This window comes from Ruegeria sp. CK1 (genome assembly GCF_056536545.1).
In genome coordinates this window covers 156,271-174,043 of sequence record NZ_JBQFPX010000007.1, presented here as the reverse complement: position 1 = coordinate 174,043, position 17,773 = coordinate 156,271, and the positions used below count along the sequence as shown (strand labels likewise).

Below are 17,773 nucleotides of genomic sequence, written 5' to 3'. Positions count from 1 at the left end.
ACCGAACGAAACCGCCGTTGGGTGGTGGTTTTGACGTTATGTCGAAACATCAGACAATATGACGTAACTTTCGGCGTTTTCGTCAAGATGATCTGTCGGGATCGAACGGCCCGTGCCTCATACTTTGTCTAAACGAAAGAGGAGGCGTGTTTTGAGCTGGAACATTTGTGTCATGGGGGCGGGCAAGATCGGTCAGATGATCGCGAACTTGCTGCAAGCATCATCGAACTATTCGGTTACCGTTGCTGACCGTGATCTGGCGGCTCTGTCAGTTCTGAATCGGCAGGGAATTACGACCCGGCAGATAGACGTGGGGGATGAGGCACAACTGGCCCAGGGTTTGACGGGATTTGATGCCGTGATCTCAGCGGCACCGTTCTTTCTAACGCCGAAGATCGCAAAAGCCGCCAAGACGGCAGGCGCGCATTATTTTGACCTGACCGAAGATGTTGCGGCCACCAATACCGTGCGCGAGTTGGCGGAAGACAGTGAAACAGCCTTCGTGCCGCAATGTGGTCTGGCACCGGGCTTTGTCGGTATCGCCGGGGCTTCGTTGGCGGCTGAGTTCACCGAACTGGACAGCCTGCATATGCGGGTCGGGGCTTTGCCGCTCTACCCAACCAATGCGCTGAAATACAATCTGACTTGGTCGACGGAGGGGCTGATCAACGAATACTGCAACCCTTGCGATGCCATTGTGAATGGCGACCGGGTCAAGACTGCGCCACTGGAAGATTACGAAGTGCTGGGTCATGACGGGGTGGAATACGAGTGCTTCAACACCTCGGGTGGGTTAGGTACCCTGCCCGAAACGCTTGAGGGCAAGGCGCGGGCGGTTTCCTACCGCTCGATCCGGTATCCGGGCCATTGCGATATCCTGAAGCTGTTGCTCAAGGATTTGGGGCTGGAACGCCGCCGTGACTTACTGAAGGACATCTTCGAGACGGCTTTGCCGCGCACAGATCAGGATGTAGTGCTGGTCTACTGCACCGCCAAAGGCATGATCGACGGCGCGTTGCGTGAGAAATCCCTAATCAACAAAAGCTTTGCCCGTACCATCAACGGACAGGTCTGGAGCGCCATTCAGGTCACCACCGCCGCAGGCGTTCTCGGCGTGGTCGACTTGATGCGAACGGGTGTTTTGCCTGCGAAAGGGTTCGTGCGGCAGGAGCAAGTCAATTTGTCCGACTTCCTCAATACCGAATTTGGCCGGCTCTATCGGGCTGGCGATGTAACTGAACAGAACAAGGCGGCCTGAGATATGAAAGACATCGTGATGACTGCACAAACGACCCTAGCTAATCTGGACCTGACCGAGGCTGAGCTGACAGGCGGCAGCCTGAAGGTGACTTCTCCAATTGACGGTTCGGTGCTGGCGGACGTGCATGAGACATCTGCGTCCGAGATGGAAGCTATTTTTGCCAATGCAAAAGCCGCGTTTAAGACATGGCGAACCGTTCCGGCCCCGCGTCGTGGTGAACTGATCCGTCTTCTGGGAGAAGAACTGCGTGCCGCCAAGGACGATCTGGGCGCGTTGGTCAGCTGGGAGGCGGGTAAGATTACCTCCGAGGGTCTGGGTGAAGTGCAGGAGATGATCGACATCTGCGACTTCGCGGTGGGTTTGTCGCGGCAGCTTTATGGCCTGACCATCGCGTCCGAACGCCCTGGCCACCGAATGATGGAGACATGGCACCCGGCGGGCCCCGTTGGTGTCATTTCAGCCTTCAACTTCCCAGTCGCTGTCTGGTCGTGGAATGCAGCACTGGCGCTGGTCTGCGGCGATCCTGTGATCTGGAAGCCGTCCGAGAAAACCCCGCTAACCGCGATGGCCTGCCAGAAGATATTCGAACGCGCGCTGGCCCGTTTCGGTGATGCACCTAATCACCTGTTGCAAACTTTGATCGGCGGCGCTGCGCTGGGCGAGGCGCTGGTAGCCAGTGAGGATGTGCCGGTGATCTCGGCTACAGGCTCTACCCGTATGGGCCGTGCTGTTGCGCCTATTGTGGCCCAACGCTTTGGTAAGTGCATTCTCGAGTTGGGCGGCAACAATGCGATGATCGTGGGCCCCTCAGCCGATCTGGAAATGGCAGTGAGGGCGATTGTGTTCTCGGCCGTCGGTACAGCTGGTCAGCGGTGCACGACTCTGCGACGTCTGATTGTCCACAACGCGATCCGCGCGGAACTAGTGAGCCGCTTGAAAAAGGCGTACGCCGGTCTAGCCATCGGTAACCCATTGGCCGAGGGCACGTTGGTCGGCCCTCTGGTGGACGAAGCCTCTGGCATTGCGATGACAGCCGCTCTGGACGCCGCCAAGGCCGAAGGTGGCACTGTTTTCGGCGGCAACCGCGTAACCGAAGGCGTCCCGGCGGGGGTGTACATGGAGCCCGCTATTGTGGAAATGCCTGACCAAACTGCAGTGGTGAAAACTGAAACTTTTGCTCCGATCCTTTACGTCATGGGCTACGACACGTTCGAAGACGCGATTGAGATGCAGAACGACGTTCCTCAGGGCCTATCATCCTGCGTGTTCACGCTGAACATGCGTGAAGCCGAGCAATTTCTGACTGCAGCCGGTTCTGATTGCGGAATTGCCAACGTCAACATCGGACCGTCAGGGGCCGAGATCGGCGGTGCATTTGGCGGTGAAAAGGAAACAGGCGGCGGGCGTGAAAGCGGCTCGGACGCTTGGAAAGCCTACATGCGGCGTCAGACCAACACAGTAAACTACTCAGATGAACTGCCCTTGGCACAGGGCGTGAAATTTGACATCTGAATGGGCGATCCGGCGGCACCCTAAGGGGCCGCCGGTTCAGTCAGCAAACAGATAATCCAGCCGCATAACGGCCTGCGCCGTGTCTTGCGAAACACCTAGGAACCCGGCAACTGCCGCCTCGTTTTCTGTGCGCGGGTTCCTTTCCCGAATGCGTAAAAAACCAACAAAGCCCGCAGCGCGGATCAATTCAGATTCGTAAGCCAGCGAATTGCGCAGGGTAGGCACAAGCTTGGCTACAGTTTCGGCGGGACTGTTTTCACCAGCCAATCCGACTCGTCGGGCGTGACCGATCAGGTAGTCGTCGGAATATTCGCACTCGATTTCAAGTACATGGGTTTTGACCTGATCCGAGCAGAAATCCTGAATGATCTCCAGATTGGAGGGATCGACGCAAATCACCAGTTTGTTGGTTTCAAAAGCATCGAACAGCATCCTAACGACCGCGCGCCGGTGGCGACAGCGCTTATCCACTGAGTTTTCGATACCACCAAGATTGGGAAGAACCGTATCCTCTTCGTTGAACAGGTATTCGACGCAGGGAATATCGGTCTCGGACGCGATTTGATCGACGAGGCGTTTAGCTACATGCCATTTTTTGCACGCGATAATGAGTATCTCACGCTCAGGCCCCAAAGAGTTTCCGGCCTCCCAGAACCGTTGACCAAACCGGCGACCGACCCGTCCACGTCCGGTCAGAAAACCGTAGAGGTTACGCCCCTCGTCAGAAATTTTAAATTCAACACCTTCGCTGGCATAAAGCTTGCCCAGCCGTTCTTTCAACTCATGCGCTTCGGGGCTGATCTTGCGAGCAAACAGATAGTCCTGCCCAAGCAGCATGTCATAGTGGTCGTTGTAGAAGGTCACTGGCATCCCATAGTCTGAGAACATCAGAAATGTCGGGGTCCGGCTTTCAATTTCCTCCTTCGGGATCAGATGGCGGACGAGGGTTTGAAAGAAAGTCTCGTCGGGGATCCAGGTCGTCGAAAAAAAGCGGATCACATCCGGGCGCTGTTTCAGGAAGTCGAGGATCATCTCAACAGTGCGTCGGCGCAAACACCACCATTGGCTGCCGATCATAATTTGAAGATCAGCCGGAATGTCTCGGGTCAGGCCAAAACGTTTCTGCAAACCGTAGGATTTGTAAAACAACCAGCTTTGGCTGCGTTCATTAAAGAAATGGCGATAGATCAGGCGGTCTTCCTTCATGCCGGTCTTGATCCAATTGCTGGCAAAGAAATCGTGGCTTTCTACAAAATCCTTGTCGTTTTGATCGAGAAACCAATGGGTGTACTCAGCCGTTTTGATCGCCATGCAATCGCCGGACAGCATGTAGAAATGAGTGACCCGCGGAAACGCATTAACGGCGGCGCTTAGGGCATGCAGTGTTGCCTGAACCAAAGACCATCCACCCCAGCCGCATTTTATTCGGTTTTTAGCGAACACTACATTTGGGTTGTTTTTTAACGCGTTGCGAATGCGGTCATAGGCTGCTGCGTTGGCCCGGGCGTCAAAGTGAATGGCCATGCAGTCGCCTGTGGCTGTAAGCTGCTCGGCCTGCGCAATGATCGCGTCAGGGTCCTTGTGGCACAATAGAATGTAGGCAATCTTTGCCATAGTGTCTCTTTGATACCCGTTTCTGCCTGTGTCCAACCCTGATACTGAGGATGAGCGATTGAATAAACAGAATATTTTTGGTTCTTTGGCTACAAATACGAGCGTGTGGTGCGAGTTCTAACCCGTTGAGGAGGTACAACAGATGGGTTTTCCCGGTACCTGGATGACCGAAAGCGAAAGCATGGTTTACCGTGTCGTGCCGAAATGCGCCTGCTCGACCATTGGGCAGATCATGTATTACTCGGATCACGGGCAATTCTTTGACGGTGACATCCACGATGCACAAGATGGGATGCACAAATGGGCATTTGACGGCAGTCAGGACCCAATAGCGAAAAATGTCCGCGATCACAGTTCGTATTCGTTCACTTGTGTCCGTAACCCATATACCCGAATCCTCAGCTCGTTTTTTGACAAAATCTGCGGTGTTCAACGCAATGGTAAGCGCTATCGTGGTAACCTGGTGCCGACCTTGATCTACAACTATGGTATCGAAGTGGGCGGCGATGACGGTAAGGGTGAGTTCGACCAGATCGCCAGTTTTCGTCGGTTCCTGTTGTTTGCTCGGGATACAATCCGATGGCGCAGGCCTATGGACCCCGACATTCACTGGTCGGCAATGTCAGGCCATGTTTCCACATTTATCGTGAATGGCGGGCGTTATGACCGCATCTTCTGGACCGAGCAATTCAACGATGGCATGCAGGGAGTTCTGGACAACCTGGACACTCGGTATGCTGTGAACCTATCCGAGATTCCTCGGTTCAATGAATCCGAAGGGCATGGTCCCAAACGCGCGCATCCGGTCGAGGACTATTTCGACGATCTGTCAATGCATCTGGTCTATGAAATCTACAAACAAGATTTTGAACTGTTCAAATACGATTTCGAAAACCCGGCGAATAAGATGCCGATAGGCGAAATTGATCTGGATGAGGTCCATGCCAAACTGGGCGATTGATCTCTCAGCGAGCGGTGAGGTGTTCCTTTAAGCCTGTAGGATAAAGTTCCGGACCACCTGTATTAAGTGTATCCAGGCTAAACCACCGCGCCGTGCAGCTCACCCCGTCGTCCTCAGCGAACGAGATCGCGGCATCGGGCAGGGCCAGAAGCGCAGCGGATGTTACGTCAGCTGCGAAGATGATTTCATGCCCCGGATGACCTTCGTGCTGATAGATGTTTTCAAATACTAGCGGTTGGCCTTGGACCTGAATCTCTACCCCAAGTTCCTCTTGAAACTCACGCTTCAACGCCGCCTCCCAGGTTTCACCGAATTCGACTGTTCCACCGAGGGGGCGCGCACCCTTCATATGGTTGTTGTCATCATAAACTTCGGCAGCGAGAATCCTGGTCCCTCTCCAATGCAAGCCAATGGCTTTGACACGAATACCCTTATATGGGCGCCAAACCGTCATTTCTTTCCTCATCGCTTAGTCAGAGAAAATCGCTTCTTTACAAAAGCTAAGGCCTCACTAACCGAAATAGTGAGGCCTTGAAAGATGTTTAGCGTCTGCAGGTTAAATGGATGCTTAACTAGACGTGGCGCACGGCCCCTTTTGCCGCGCTGGTGGTTAGCTTGGCATAGGCCTTAAGCGCGGTTGACACCTTGCGCTTGCGCGGCTCAGCTGGTTCCCAGCCTTTTTCATCCTGTTCTTCACGCCGTGCAGCCAGCTCTTCGTCAGACACGGCCAGATGGATCGAGCGGTTGGGGATGTCGATTTCGATCTTGTCGCCTTGGCGTACGAGGCCAATCTCACCGCCTTCGGCCGCTTCCGGTGAAACGTGGCCGATCGAAAGGCCGGATGTGCCTCCTGAGAAACGCCCATCTGTGAGCAGGGCGCAGGCTTTTCCCAGACCTTTGGACTTCAAGTAAGACGTTGGGTACAACATTTCCTGCATCCCCGGTCCTCCGCGTGGGCCTTCATAGCGGATGACTACCACGTCGCCGGCCTCGACCTTGCCGGTCAGGATATCGCTTACGGCCTGATCCTGGCTTTCGCAGACATAGGCAGAGCCGGTGAAGGTCAAGCTGCTTTCATCAACGCCTGCAGTTTTTACGATACAGCCGTCGCGCGCGATGTTGCCGAACAGAACTGCCAAACCGCCATCTTGGCTAAAGGCGTGTTCCTTGTTTCGGATAACCCCGCCTTCGCGGTCAGTATCCAGTTCCTTGTATCGGTTCGACTGGCTGAAAGCTTCGGTGGTGCGGACACCGCCGGGAGCGGCCTTGAACAGCTCCTGAGCCTTGGGGTTGTTGGCGACTTTAATGTCCCAGTTGGCAATCGCTTCACCCATCGTACTGGAATGCACCGTGCTGCAGTCCTCGTGTAGCAATCCGGCGCGGCCAAGTTCTCCGAGGATCGAGAAGATGCCGCCGGCGCGGTGAACGTCTTCCATGTGCACGTTCTCGGTGTTGGGTGCGACCTTGCACAAACAGGGCACTTTGCGGCTTAGGTGGTCCATGTCCGACATGGTGAAATGCACCTCACCTTCATGGGCAATGGCCAGCAGGTGAAGAACAGTATTGGTCGACCCGCCCATGGCAATGTCCAGGCTCATTGCATTTTCGAAGGCTTCGAATGTTGCAATCTCGCGCGGCAGAAAACCTTTTTCGTCCAACTCATAGTGGCGCTTGGTGATCTCAACAATGCGGCGACCGGCTTCAAGAAACAGCTCTTTGCGGTCCGAGTGAGTCGCCAATGTCGAACCGTTACCAGGCAGAGCCAGACCCAACGCCTCGGCCAGACAGTTCATCGAGTTGGCGGTGAACATGCCCGAGCAAGAGCCACAGGTCGGGCAGGCGTTTTCCTCGATATGTTTCACCTGCTCATCGGTGTAGTGGTCGTCGGCGGCAGCGACCATGGCGTCGACCAGGTCGATTTTCTTAACGTCCAGATCCTCGATGTCGATCTTGCCAGCTTCCATCGGACCGCCCGAAACAAAGATTGCCGGGATGTTCAGGCGCATTGCGGCCATCAACATGCCGGGTGTGATCTTGTCGCAGTTCGAGATACACACCATCGCGTCGGCGCAATGGCCGTTGATCATGTATTCCACCGAATCCGCAATGACTTCACGCGAGGGAAGCGAATACAGCATGCCGTCGTGGCCCATCGCGATCCCGTCGTCCACAGCGATGGTGTTGAATTCCTTCGCGACACCACCTGCTGCCTCGACCTCGCGCGCAACCATCTGGCCGAGATCCTTTAGGTGTACGTGACCCGGCACAAACTGGGCGAATGAATTGACGATGGCGATAATCGGTTTGCCAAAATCGCTGTCGGTCATGCCTGTGGCGCGCCACAGGCCACGGGCGCCGGCCATGTTACGGCCGTGGGTGGAGGTTCTTGATCGGTACATTGGCATGATGCTGTTTCCCTTTTGCCCTGGTTGCGATATGCGGGATATGTGCGTTATAGCGCACGTACCACATGTGCGCTATAACGCACAAGAGGATTCGAAAGACGAATAGAATGGCACCTGACGATATTACACTGAAACTGAGGGATGTGCGGGCGGCATCGGGTCTCAGCCTGTCGAAAGTGGCCGAGATGACCGGCGTCAGCAAAGCCATGCTGGGCCAGATCGAACGCGGTGAATCTAGCCCGACAATTGCCACGCTTTGGAAGATCGCCAAGGGGTTTCAGCTGCCGCTGAGCGCCCTGATAGGTTCTGAAGCCCTGCGCGATACGCCCAGTTCCGACGTGTTCCGCACCGTGACCTTTCCCGGCAGTCTTGAGGTCAAGATCGTCTTTCCTTTCGACCCCGCGTTGCGGGCCGAGACGTTTCACGTCAACCTTGCCCCCAATCAGGTGCACGACTCTGCTGCCCACGCGACAGGTGTAACAGAAGAGGTGTTCATCCTGCATGGCGCGCTCGACATTCTGCGGGATGGGGAATGGGTGTCCTTGCAGGCTGGACAGGGGCTACGCTTTGCGGCGGACCTGCCGCACAGTTATCGCGCAGGTGAACAGGGTGCTGCGTTTCTGAATATGCATCACTACGCCCAGTTGGACGCGCTGGCCGCGATTGGTTGAGAACATGACCGCGTTTCTAAACAGTCTGACACTGGCCGATGCCGTAGGCTCTTTTGGGGCCTTGATTGTTGTGGCAGCCTATTTCGCCACTCAGATGCGAGTAATGAATTCCGAAGATCTGGCTTTTCCAGTTCTAAATCTCGCCGGGTCGGTTCTGATCGTCTATTCGCTACTTCAGAACTTCAATCTGGCCTCGATGTTGATCGAGGGCTTCTGGATATTGATCAGTATGATCGGGATCGTTCAGTTTTTCCGGCTGAGACGCACGCGATAGACACGCAAGACCCCTTCCAGCCTTGAACCCGTATGTCCGCGCGTATAGGGACAGATCAAACGCGATTTGGGGAGGCTTTGATGCAGGACGATCCGAAAACCCTCGTTTCAACCGAATGGCTTGCGGCTCATCTCAAGGATCCCGACCTTCGGATTCTGGATGGTTCGTGGTATCTGCCGCAACAGGGGCGTAACGCAAAGGCGGAATATGACGCCGGCCATATTCCAGGCGCGCGGTTCTTCGATATCGATGAGATTTCCGACTTGCGCTCGGATCTGCCTCATATGGCGCCACCGGTCGAGAAATTCATGTCGCGTCTGCGGGCTATGGGCGTGGGCGACGGGCATCAGGTGGTGGTTTATGACGGGGCTGGGCTGATGTCAGCCGCGCGGGTCTGGTGGCTGTTCCGCCTGATGGGTCAGGAAAACATCGCAGTTCTGGATGGTGGGATGCCAAAGTGGGAGGCGGAAGGCCGCGAGGTTGAAGACCTACCGCCCGTCATTCGCGACCGCCACATGACGGTGCGCGTGCAAAATCATCTGGTGCGCGATGTCACACAAGTATCCGCTGCGTCCAAGCTGGCTGATCATGAGATTATCGATGCGCGTTCCGCGGGCCGTTTCGCCGGAACCGAGATCGAACCGCGCGAAGGTTTGCGTTCGGGCCACATCCCAGGCTCACGCAATGTTCCATTTGGTATGCTGCTGAACAAGAACAGTACGATGAAGTCGCCCGACGATTGCCGTGCCGCGTTCGAGGCCGCAGGCGTGGACCTGTCGAAGCCTGCTATTACTTCGTGTGGGTCAGGCGTGACCGCCGCGATCCTCAGCCTAGCGCTTGAGCGCATGGGCAAAAAAGACCATTCGCTTTATGACGGCTCCTGGGCCGAATGGGGTGCCTTCCCGACCCTGCCCGTCGCAACCGGAGAGAACTGATGTTCGAAAATCTCAAACCGCAGCCTGCCGACAAAATTCTGGCGCTGATGCAGATGTACCGCGAAGACCCGCGCGATCAAAAGATCGACTTGGGCGTTGGCGTCTACAAGAATGCCGAAGGGGTGACGCCGGTTATGCGCGCGGTAAAGGCCGCCGAAAAGCGCATTCTGGAAGAGCAGGAGAGCAAGGCTTATACCGGTTTGGCCGGTGATCCGGCCTTTGCCGATGCGATGATCGGCCTGATTCTGGGCAATGCAGTACCCCGAGCGAACATCGCTGCCGTGGCAACGCCGGGCGGGACAGGTGCCTGTCGTCAGGCGTTTGAGATGATCCGCATGGCCAACCCTTCGGCACGTGTGTTCGTCTCTAACCCGACTTGGCCAAACCATCTGTCGATTCTGAACTATCTTGGGATTGAGATGGTTCCGTATCGTTATTTCGACGACGAAACACGTGGCGTCGATTTCGATGGCATGATCGAAGACCTGAAAACCGCCAAGGCGGGCGACGTGGTGCTGCTGCACGGTTGCTGCCACAACCCAACTGGTGCCAACTTGAACATGGTTCAGTGGCAAGAGGTCGTGAACCTGATCAACGAACTGGGTCTCATTGCGATGATCGACATTGCCTATCAGGGCTTTGGCGACGGTCTGGAAGAGGATGCGCAGGGGACCCGTTTGGTGGCGTCTTCGGTCAAGCGCTGCCTGATCGCAGCTTCTTGTTCGAAGAATTTCGGCGTTTACCGTGAACGCACCGGTTTACTGATGGCGATCAGCGATGAGCCGGCGCAAACCGCTCTGAACCAGGCGACCTTGGCGTTTCTGAACCGCCAGAACTACTCGTTCCCGCCGGATCACGGCGCGCGAGTTGTGACCACGATCCTGAATGACGACGCCTTGCGGGCCGATTGGGCCGCTGAGTTGGAAGAGGTGCGTTTGTCGATGCTCGGTCTTCGTCAACAGTTGGCTGATGAGCTGCAACGCCTAAGCGGTTCCGACCGGTTTGGCTTTGTGGCCCAGCACCGTGGCATGTTCTCACGCCTAGGTGCCGCCCCGGAACTGGTCGAGAAGCTGCGCGCGGATCACGGCATTTACATGGTTGGCGACAGCCGTCTGAACATCGCTGGACTGAACGCCAATACAGTGCCGATTCTGGCCAAGGCGATTGTCGATGTAGGGATTTAAGCCCCGACAAAGAAATATGAGAAAGCCGCGCATTTCAGCGCGGCTTTTTTGTTTCGTTCGTCACCAAATGAAAAGGCCGGGCGCGAACGCCCGGCCTTGGATTGGTTGCCTCGATGTCAGCCTTTCGAGAACTCGGGGTAGGCTTCCATACCCAGTTCCGCCATATCCAATCCGTTGATCTCATCCTCTTCGCTGACACGGATGCCAACGGTGGCTTTGAGGATGGACCACAGGATCAGTGCGCCGACGAAGGTGAATACACCGTAGGCGATGATGCCTGTCAGCTGGGTGATCAGGTTTGCCTCACCGTAGAAGATCACGGCGATGGTGCCCCAGATACCGGCGAACAGGTGAACTGGGATGGCGCCGACAACGTCGTCAATCTTGAACTTGTCCAGCATCGGAACCGCGAAGACCACGATGATACCACCTACAGCACCGATCCACAGTGCGCCGAACAGGGTCGGGGCCAGAGGCTCGGCAGTGATCGAAACCAGACCGGCCAGCGCGCCGTTCAGAACCATGGTCAAGTCAGGCTTTTTGTACAGGACCTGAGTCATGATCAGGGCTGCAACAGCACCAGAGGCTGCGGCCATGTTGGTGTTGGCAAAGATACGCGACACGTCGGATACGTCGCCAACGGTGCCCATTGCAAGCTGCGAGCCGCCGTTGAAGCCGAACCAACCCAGCCACAGGATAAACGTACCCAGGGTTGCCAGTGCCAGGTTCGAACCGGGGATCGGGTGAACTTTGCCGTCTTTGTACTTGCCGATACGCGGGCCAAGGATCAGACAGCCAGCCAGGGCCGCCCAGCCGCCGACCGAGTGCACAATGGTTGAGCCGGCGAAATCCGAAAAGCCCATGCCGTCAAGCCAGCCGCCGCCCCATTTCCACGAACCGGTGATCGGGTACATGATGCCGGTCAACACGATGACGAAGATAAGGAAGGGCCAAAGTTTGATACGCTCGGCCACTGCACCTGACACGATGGACGCGGTCGCAGCGACAAAGACCAGCTGGAAGAAGAAGTCCGAACCGATCGATGCATAGTCGAGCGCAGCCGCATCGGCGCCAACGCCAACAGGATCAAGCACGGTGGTCGAGAAGAACGGACCAAGCCAGCCTGCAATTGACCAGCTGTCGCCGGGGTACATCAGGTTGAAGCCGATCAGCCAGTACATGATTGCGGCAAAGGAAAACAGCGCCACGTTCTTGGTCATCTGCATGGCCACGTTTTTCGAACGCACCAGGCCGCCTTCCAGCATGGCAAAGCCCGCAGCCATGAAGAAGACCAGGAAACCCGCCATCAAGAACAGCAGGGTGGTGAAGATATACTGGGTGTGCTGTGCAGGCTCGCCGGTCGCGGCGGCCTCTTGTGCAAGGCCCATCTGCGGCAACGCGACAAGCGCGGCGGCAGGGATGAGAGATTTCATCAGGTTCATTGTCAGTCCTCGAATTTTTGTGAGTGGCGGCGCTTACAGCGCCTCTTCGTTCGTTTCCCCGGTCCGCACGCGCAGGGCTTGCTCGACATCGAGGACGAAAATCTTGCCGTCGCCGATCTTGCCGGTCTTGGCTGTTTTGGTGATAGTTTCGACGATCTGGTCGGCCATCGTGGCAGGGACCACGATTTCCAGTTTGATCTTAGGTACGAAATTCACGGCATATTCGGCACCGCGATAAATCTCGGTATGGCCCGATTGCGAGCCGAAGCCCTTGATTTCGGTCACCATCATGCCGCGAACGCCAGCTTCGGTCAGTGCTTCGCGCACCTCCTCAAGCTTGAACGGCTTGATTGTCGCAATGATCAGTTTCACGTTAGTCCCCTCTGCTTTCCGGGTCTGTCCGGTCTGTTTTTGCACCTGCAGAAAAAGAGCGCGCCTGATCGCGGTAAGGAACGGTTAAGGGGTAAGACGTTGGGGAAAATAGCAGCAAGGTGCACAATTTTTGCACAAAAAATCACTTTTGATTAAAAATAAGGCAGATTGAAGAGGCGAATTGAAGGAATTTCTGACCTCTACTTCGTCGCCTTGGCAGGGTATGGTGCCACAAAACGATAACCGGGCAGAGTTTGAGCATGACTGAGTCCAGGCGCCGAAAGACACCGCTTGTCGCGGACAAAAGATACCCGTCGAAAGGGCGCAAGCCTACTACGACCAAGCGTGCTGCAAAACCTGCCGGTAAAAAGGCGGCTGCGCGCAAAACGACGACTCGCAAGACGACCCGAAAAAGAACCCGTAAAAAGTCTGGCGGCAACGGAGGTGGGTTTTTCCGCCGCCTGATCCGATGGGTCTGGCGCTTGGTCTGGGGTATTACATGGCGCGTGGGTGCAGTGGTGGGCATGCTGCTGGCGCTGGCGGTCGGCGTTGTTTACACCACGCTGCCCGATGTCGACGCGTTGTTGGATGGTCGCGCGCGTGGTTCTGTGACGTTGTTGGATCGCGATGGCAAGGTGTTTGCCTGGCGCGGCGATCAGTTTGGCGGGGTGATTACCGCCGATACAGTTTCTCCTCATCTAAAGAACGCCGTGGTCGCGACCGAGGACAAGCGATTCTACCGTCACTTCGGTGTCAGCCCGCGTGGTGTTGCCAGTGCCGTGCGCATCAACCTGAGCGAAGGGCGCGGTCCGCTGTCTGGCCATGGCGGTTCGACCATTACTCAGCAAACTGCAAAACTGCTTTGTCTTGGCGAATCTTATGTGCCCAGCGAATGGGAGTCTGAGGCCGCCTATGAAGCAGACTGTCGTCAGGGCTCGTTGTGGCGCAAGGCCAAGGAGGCGGTCTATGCAATGGCGATGGAGGTCAAGTACTCAAAAGATGAGATCCTAACCATCTACTTGAACCGGGCTTTCCTAGGCGCGGGCGCACGTGGATTTGAGGCTGCGAGCCAGCGCTATTTCGGAATTTCGGCTGCGCAGGTGAACCCTTCACAGGCCGCAATGCTCGCCGGATTGCTGGTGGCCCCAACACGTTATGCACCCACCAACAACCTTCAACGGTCGCAGGACCGGGCGCGGCTGGTGATTGGGTTGATGGAGGCGCAGGACTATCTGACAGCCTCGCAGGCCAGCCAGGCGCGCAGCAACCCTGCGCAGTTGTCCGAGGCCGCCGCTGCGCGTGCAGGTGGCTATTTCGCTGACTGGGTGATTACCGAACTGCCCAGCTTTTTTGGCACCGATACCACCGATGATGTGGTGATCCGCACCACGCTGGACCAACGCCTGCAAAAATCGGCGGAAGAGGCGTTGAAGTTTATCTTCCAGGAAAAGGTGCGTGAGGGGTCAAAGGCGCAGGCCGCGATTGTGGTCATGTCAGCGGATGGCGCTGTGCGGGCCATGGTTGGGGGGCGCAAGACTCGGGTGTCGGGCGCGTTCAATCGGGCTACGCAGGCGTTGCGCCAGACCGGGTCGTCGTTCAAGCCGTTTGTTTATGCCACCGCGTTGGAACTGGGTTATTCACCACTGGATACGGTCGTGGATGAACCTTACTGCATCAACATCCCCGGATCAGGGCAATGGTGCCCCAAGAACTATACCAACAAGTACTATGGTCGGGTCAGTTTGGCGGATGCGCTGAAGAACTCGTTGAATATCCCGGCGGTGAAAGTGGCCGAAGTTGCCGGTTTGGACAATGTTCGCACGATCGCCAGTGAGTTCGGCATTGAAAGCGACCTGGCCGAAGGACCAGCATTGGCGCTGGGCGCGTCCGAAAGCACGTTGATCGAGATGACTGGGGCCTATGCCGGAATCCTGAACGGCGGATCTGCCGTGGAACCTTATGGCCTGTCAGAACTGAAGCTTTTGGGCGATGACACGCCCCTGATGGTGACAAGCTCGGGCATCGGTGAGCGGGTAATCAACGACAAGGCCGCCAAGCAGCTGACCTGGATGATGGAGCGTGTGGTCTCAGAAGGCACCGGCGCGCGGGCGCAATTGCCCGGATGGCAGGTTGCGGGCAAAACCGGAACGACCCAAGCGGCGCGGGATGCATGGTTTATTGGGTTTACAGCAGACTACGTCGCCGGTGTTTGGATGGGCTACGACGACAACACCCCGCTTTCTGGCGTGACCGGTGGTGGCCTGCCTGCCGAAATCTGGAAGGAAACCATGCTGCGCGTGACTGAAGGAATGACCCCGACACCGCTGCCAATGGTAGCCCCCGATCCACCAGTTCGAACTGCACAACCCAAGAAGAAGAAAAAGCGCAAACCAGGTCGCGGACTGGAAGACACCATCAACAACCTGCTGAACAATATCTTCGGGAATTAAGGCGCAAAAAAAGGCGGTGCAACACGCACCGCCTTCCTTGTTGGGTATCAGCTATAATCAGAGGCTGTCATCCAGCGCCGCCAGAATAGCGTCACCCATTTCCGTTGTCGAAACCGGAGTGACACCTTCATCCGCCAGCAGGTCACCCGTGCGGACACCATCGGCCAGAACTTTTTCGATCGCGGTTTCCAAGCGATCTGCCTCGACGCCCTGATCGAAGCTGTAGCGCAGCGCCATTGCAAAGCTGAGGATGCAGGCAATCGGGTTGGCTTTGCCTTCGCCTGCGATATCGGGGGCTGAACCGTGCACGGGTTCGTACATTGCTTTGGGGCGACCATTTTCCATCGGAGCACCCAGAGAGGCCGACGGCAGCATACCCAGAGATCCGGTCAGCATCGCGGCACAGTCCGACAGGATGTCGCCGAACAAGTTGTCGGTCAGAATAACGTCAAACTGTTTGGGTGCGCGTACCAGCTGCATTGCGCCGTTGTCGGCATACATGTGCGATAGCTCGACCTCGGGGTAGTCTTTGGCCACACGGTCCACCACCTCGCGCCACAGGATGCCCGACTCCATCACGTTGGCCTTCTCCATCGAGCAGACTTTTTTGTTCCGGCGCATCGCCAGTTCAAAGGCCGAACGTGCAGCACGTTCGATCTCGGATTCGGTATAGCGCTGGGTGTTAATGCCTACGCGTTCGTTGCCTTCCTCAAAAATGCCGCGCGGCTCGCCGAAATAAACGCCCGAGGTCAGCTCGCGAACGATCATGATATCCAGACCTGCAACGATGTCTTTCTTCAGCGATGAAAAATCGGCCAGCGCGTCAAAGCACTGCGCGGGGCGCAGGTTGGAGTAGAGGTCCATCTCTTTGCGCAGACGAAGCAGACCACGCTCGGGCTTGAGGCTGAAATCCAGATCATCGTATTTCGGACCACCCACGGCGCCCAGAAGAACCGCGTCCACTTCTAGTGCCTTTGCCATGGTTTCGTCTGACAGCGGCTTTCCATGCGCGTCATAAGCTGCACCGCCGACGAGATCCTCGCTCACGTCAAAGTGAAGGCCACGCTTTTCGCCGAACCAGTCGATGATTCTGCGCACTTCGGCCATGACTTCGGGGCCAATTCCGTCTCCGGGCAGGATGAGGAGCGAAGGGTTGGACATGAAGGATCTCCTTGCGTTTCGTCGCAATGGCCCTAGCGTCTGCGCCGCACCGGGTCAATGAGACGAACCCGCCAATTCACGAGGAAAACACATGTTGATACCGGGAAAACCCGCCCCTGCGCTGAAAATCGAAACCGTAAACCACGGGATTTTCGATCTGAACACCGACAAGGGTGAAAACGGAACGATGGTGATTCAATACCGTGGCTTGCACTGCCCGATCTGCATCAAGCAAATGGCCGAGGTCGAAGCAACGCTGGATGCATTCGCGGCGCTGGGGGTCGAAGTGATCATGATCAGCACGGACACGGCCGAGCGTGCGGCTGAAACGATCGAAAAGGCCGGGGTTTCACGACTGCGCGTTGGCCATAGCCTGCCGATGGCAGCCGCGCGAGAGGATTGGGGGCTGCATATCTCGACAGCACGCGAGGGCAGTTCCGAGCCCGCCCTGTTCGCCGAGCCTGGCCATTTCTTCATTTCTCCGGATCAGATGCTGTATTACGCGTGGCAGCAGACTACTCCGTTCGCTCGACCCGCTATGTCCGACATCGTTGGGGGATTGAAATTCACGTTAAGCAATAATTACCCCCCACGCGGCACCTATACTGGCGCTCTTTGAAGATCGGTTTTTAGCCCGTCTGCCAGCAAGTCCCAGACCCTGCGAATGCGTGGCGTTTGGCGCATTGCTTGAGGTGCGGCCAGCCAAACAGGCAGCGCCAACACTTCGAGGTTCGGAAGCACGATCTCGACATCCGGATCGGCCTGAGCCACCTGAACCTGGGTAAAGCCGATTCCGCAGCCCGCGCGGATCAGCTGCCAATATGCGCTTTGCAGATCGCAACGTGTGGCAAAACTGTCCTTGCTGACCGGCCAACCGCGAGCGCGCATCTTGGTAATCATCTGTTCATTGGCGTCAAAGCCCACCAGATCGTGATCCAGCAAATCCTCGGGGTGCTTAGGCCGTCCCGCGCGGTCCAGATATGATCGGGCGGCGCAAAAACACAGCTGCACGTCCCCCAAATTGCGCGAAATAAGATCCATTTGTTCCGGGCGGTACATTCGAACGGCGATGTCGGCCTCGCGATAGAGAAGGTTCTCGCTGGCATCTGTTGCGACCAGCTCGAGTTGAATAGCCGGTTCTTGTAGCCGAATTTGCGCCAGAATTGGCGGCAACAGGTGTTGAGACGCAAAGACCGAGGCGGTAATGCGAACCGTCCCCTCCAACTGCTGTGACTGACCTGCCGCCGCAAGGCTGAAAGAGGTCATCGCGCCGTGCATCTGTTGTGCCATAGGCAGCAATTGGGTGCCCACCTCACTCAGCTTGAGGCCGCGCGCGTGACGATCGAACAGAGAAACGCCCAACTCATCCTCAAGCGCGTGTATCTGACGACCCAGCGTCGGTTGACTGCGGTTCAGCTGCCGTGCCGCCGCCGATAGTGAGCCGGTTTCAGCTACGGCCAGAAAGCTCTGGATCAGAGACCAGTCTGCATGTGAGAGAGATTTGTCCATTCAGATATGAATACACTTTCTG

At 56.6% G+C, this 17,773-nt stretch carries 16 protein-coding genes; 9 read left to right on the top strand and 7 right to left on the bottom strand.

Annotated features, from left to right (window positions below):
• Window positions 1-124: 124 nt before the first annotated feature.
• Complete coding sequence (locus ACR0L3_RS16505; RefSeq protein ID WP_480746869.1) at window positions 125-1,258, top strand: saccharopine dehydrogenase family protein; 1,134 nt, start codon at window positions 125-127, stop codon at window positions 1,256-1,258.
• A gap of 18 nt (window positions 1,259-1,276) precedes the next feature.
• Window positions 1,277-2,773, top strand: a complete 1,497-nt coding sequence (amaB, locus tag ACR0L3_RS16500; protein ID WP_480746858.1) for an L-piperidine-6-carboxylate dehydrogenase — start codon at window positions 1,277-1,279, stop codon at window positions 2,771-2,773.
• Window positions 2,774-2,809: 36 nt separating this feature from the next.
• Here the strand turns inward: amaB and ACR0L3_RS16495 are convergent, their stop codons facing one another.
• Window positions 2,810-4,387 (bottom strand): DUF5928 domain-containing protein, encoded by a 1,578-nt coding sequence (locus ACR0L3_RS16495; RefSeq protein ID WP_480746857.1) that lies wholly within the window; start codon window positions 4,385-4,387, stop codon window positions 2,810-2,812.
• Between the two features lie 142 nt (window positions 4,388-4,529).
• Between ACR0L3_RS16495 and ACR0L3_RS16490 the strand changes: the two genes are divergently transcribed.
• Window positions 4,530-5,348 (top strand): sulfotransferase family protein, encoded by an 819-nt coding sequence (locus ACR0L3_RS16490; RefSeq protein ID WP_480746855.1) that lies wholly within the window; start codon window positions 4,530-4,532, stop codon window positions 5,346-5,348.
• Window positions 5,349-5,352: 4 nt separating this feature from the next.
• Here ACR0L3_RS16490 and ACR0L3_RS16485 read toward each other — a convergent pair whose 3' ends face one another.
• The gene (locus tag ACR0L3_RS16485) at window positions 5,353-5,802 is read right to left on the bottom strand and encodes an NUDIX hydrolase (protein WP_480746853.1); all 450 of its coding nucleotides are present in this window, start codon (window positions 5,800-5,802) and stop codon (window positions 5,353-5,355) included.
• A 118-nt stretch (window positions 5,803-5,920) separates the two neighbouring features.
• Window positions 5,921-7,753 carry a dihydroxy-acid dehydratase gene (gene ilvD / locus ACR0L3_RS16480; RefSeq protein ID WP_480746852.1) on the bottom strand — a complete coding sequence of 611 codons (1,833 nt, stop codon included), beginning with the start codon at window positions 7,751-7,753 and terminating at the stop codon, window positions 5,921-5,923.
• Window positions 7,754-7,860: 107 nt separating this feature from the next.
• Between ilvD and ACR0L3_RS16475 the strand changes: the two genes are divergently transcribed.
• From ACR0L3_RS16475 to ACR0L3_RS16460, 4 genes are all read left to right on the top strand, one after another.
• Window positions 7,861-8,424, top strand: a complete 564-nt coding sequence (locus tag ACR0L3_RS16475; RefSeq protein WP_480746850.1) for a helix-turn-helix domain-containing protein — start codon at window positions 7,861-7,863, stop codon at window positions 8,422-8,424.
• A 4-nt stretch (window positions 8,425-8,428) separates the two neighbouring features.
• Window positions 8,429-8,698, top strand: a complete 270-nt coding sequence (locus ACR0L3_RS16470; RefSeq protein ID WP_480746849.1) for a CBU_0592 family membrane protein — start codon at window positions 8,429-8,431, stop codon at window positions 8,696-8,698.
• 80 nt (window positions 8,699-8,778) lie between these two features.
• Entirely contained in the window at window positions 8,779-9,633 is an 855-nt protein-coding gene (gene sseA, locus ACR0L3_RS16465) for a 3-mercaptopyruvate sulfurtransferase (protein WP_480746848.1), read from the top strand.
• Complete coding sequence (locus ACR0L3_RS16460) at window positions 9,633-10,817, top strand: amino acid aminotransferase (RefSeq protein WP_480746847.1); 1,185 nt, start codon at window positions 9,633-9,635, stop codon at window positions 10,815-10,817. The genes sseA and ACR0L3_RS16460 overlap by 1 nt, the downstream gene beginning before the upstream one ends.
• Before the next feature lie 116 nt (window positions 10,818-10,933).
• Here the strand turns inward: ACR0L3_RS16460 and ACR0L3_RS16455 are convergent, their stop codons facing one another.
• Entirely contained in the window at window positions 10,934-12,259 is a 1,326-nt protein-coding gene (locus tag ACR0L3_RS16455; protein WP_480746846.1) for an ammonium transporter, read from the bottom strand.
• Window positions 12,260-12,292: 33 nt separating this feature from the next.
• Window positions 12,293-12,631, bottom strand: coding sequence for a P-II family nitrogen regulator (locus tag ACR0L3_RS16450; protein ID WP_058273036.1), 339 nt, complete (start codon window positions 12,629-12,631; stop codon window positions 12,293-12,295).
• Between the two features lie 260 nt (window positions 12,632-12,891).
• Between ACR0L3_RS16450 and ACR0L3_RS16445 the strand changes: the two genes are divergently transcribed.
• Window positions 12,892-15,081 (top strand): transglycosylase domain-containing protein, encoded by a 2,190-nt coding sequence (locus ACR0L3_RS16445; protein WP_480746845.1) that lies wholly within the window; start codon window positions 12,892-12,894, stop codon window positions 15,079-15,081.
• A gap of 57 nt (window positions 15,082-15,138) precedes the next feature.
• Here ACR0L3_RS16445 and leuB read toward each other — a convergent pair whose 3' ends face one another.
• Window positions 15,139-16,242 carry a 3-isopropylmalate dehydrogenase gene (gene leuB / locus ACR0L3_RS16440; protein ID WP_480746843.1) on the bottom strand — a complete coding sequence of 368 codons (1,104 nt, stop codon included), beginning with the start codon at window positions 16,240-16,242 and terminating at the stop codon, window positions 15,139-15,141.
• A gap of 91 nt (window positions 16,243-16,333) precedes the next feature.
• On the opposite strand from leuB, the gene ACR0L3_RS16435 reads away from it, so the two are divergent.
• On the top strand, window positions 16,334-16,861 hold the full coding sequence (locus tag ACR0L3_RS16435; protein ID WP_480746842.1) for a redoxin domain-containing protein: 528 nt from the start codon (window positions 16,334-16,336) through the stop codon (window positions 16,859-16,861).
• On the opposite strand, the gene ACR0L3_RS16430 is transcribed toward ACR0L3_RS16435, so the two are convergent.
• Window positions 16,843-17,751, bottom strand: a complete 909-nt coding sequence (locus ACR0L3_RS16430) for a LysR family transcriptional regulator (protein WP_480746841.1) — start codon at window positions 17,749-17,751, stop codon at window positions 16,843-16,845. The two genes, ACR0L3_RS16435 and ACR0L3_RS16430, sit on opposite strands and share 19 nt — an antisense overlap.
• Between the last annotated feature and the right edge of the window lie 22 nt (window positions 17,752-17,773).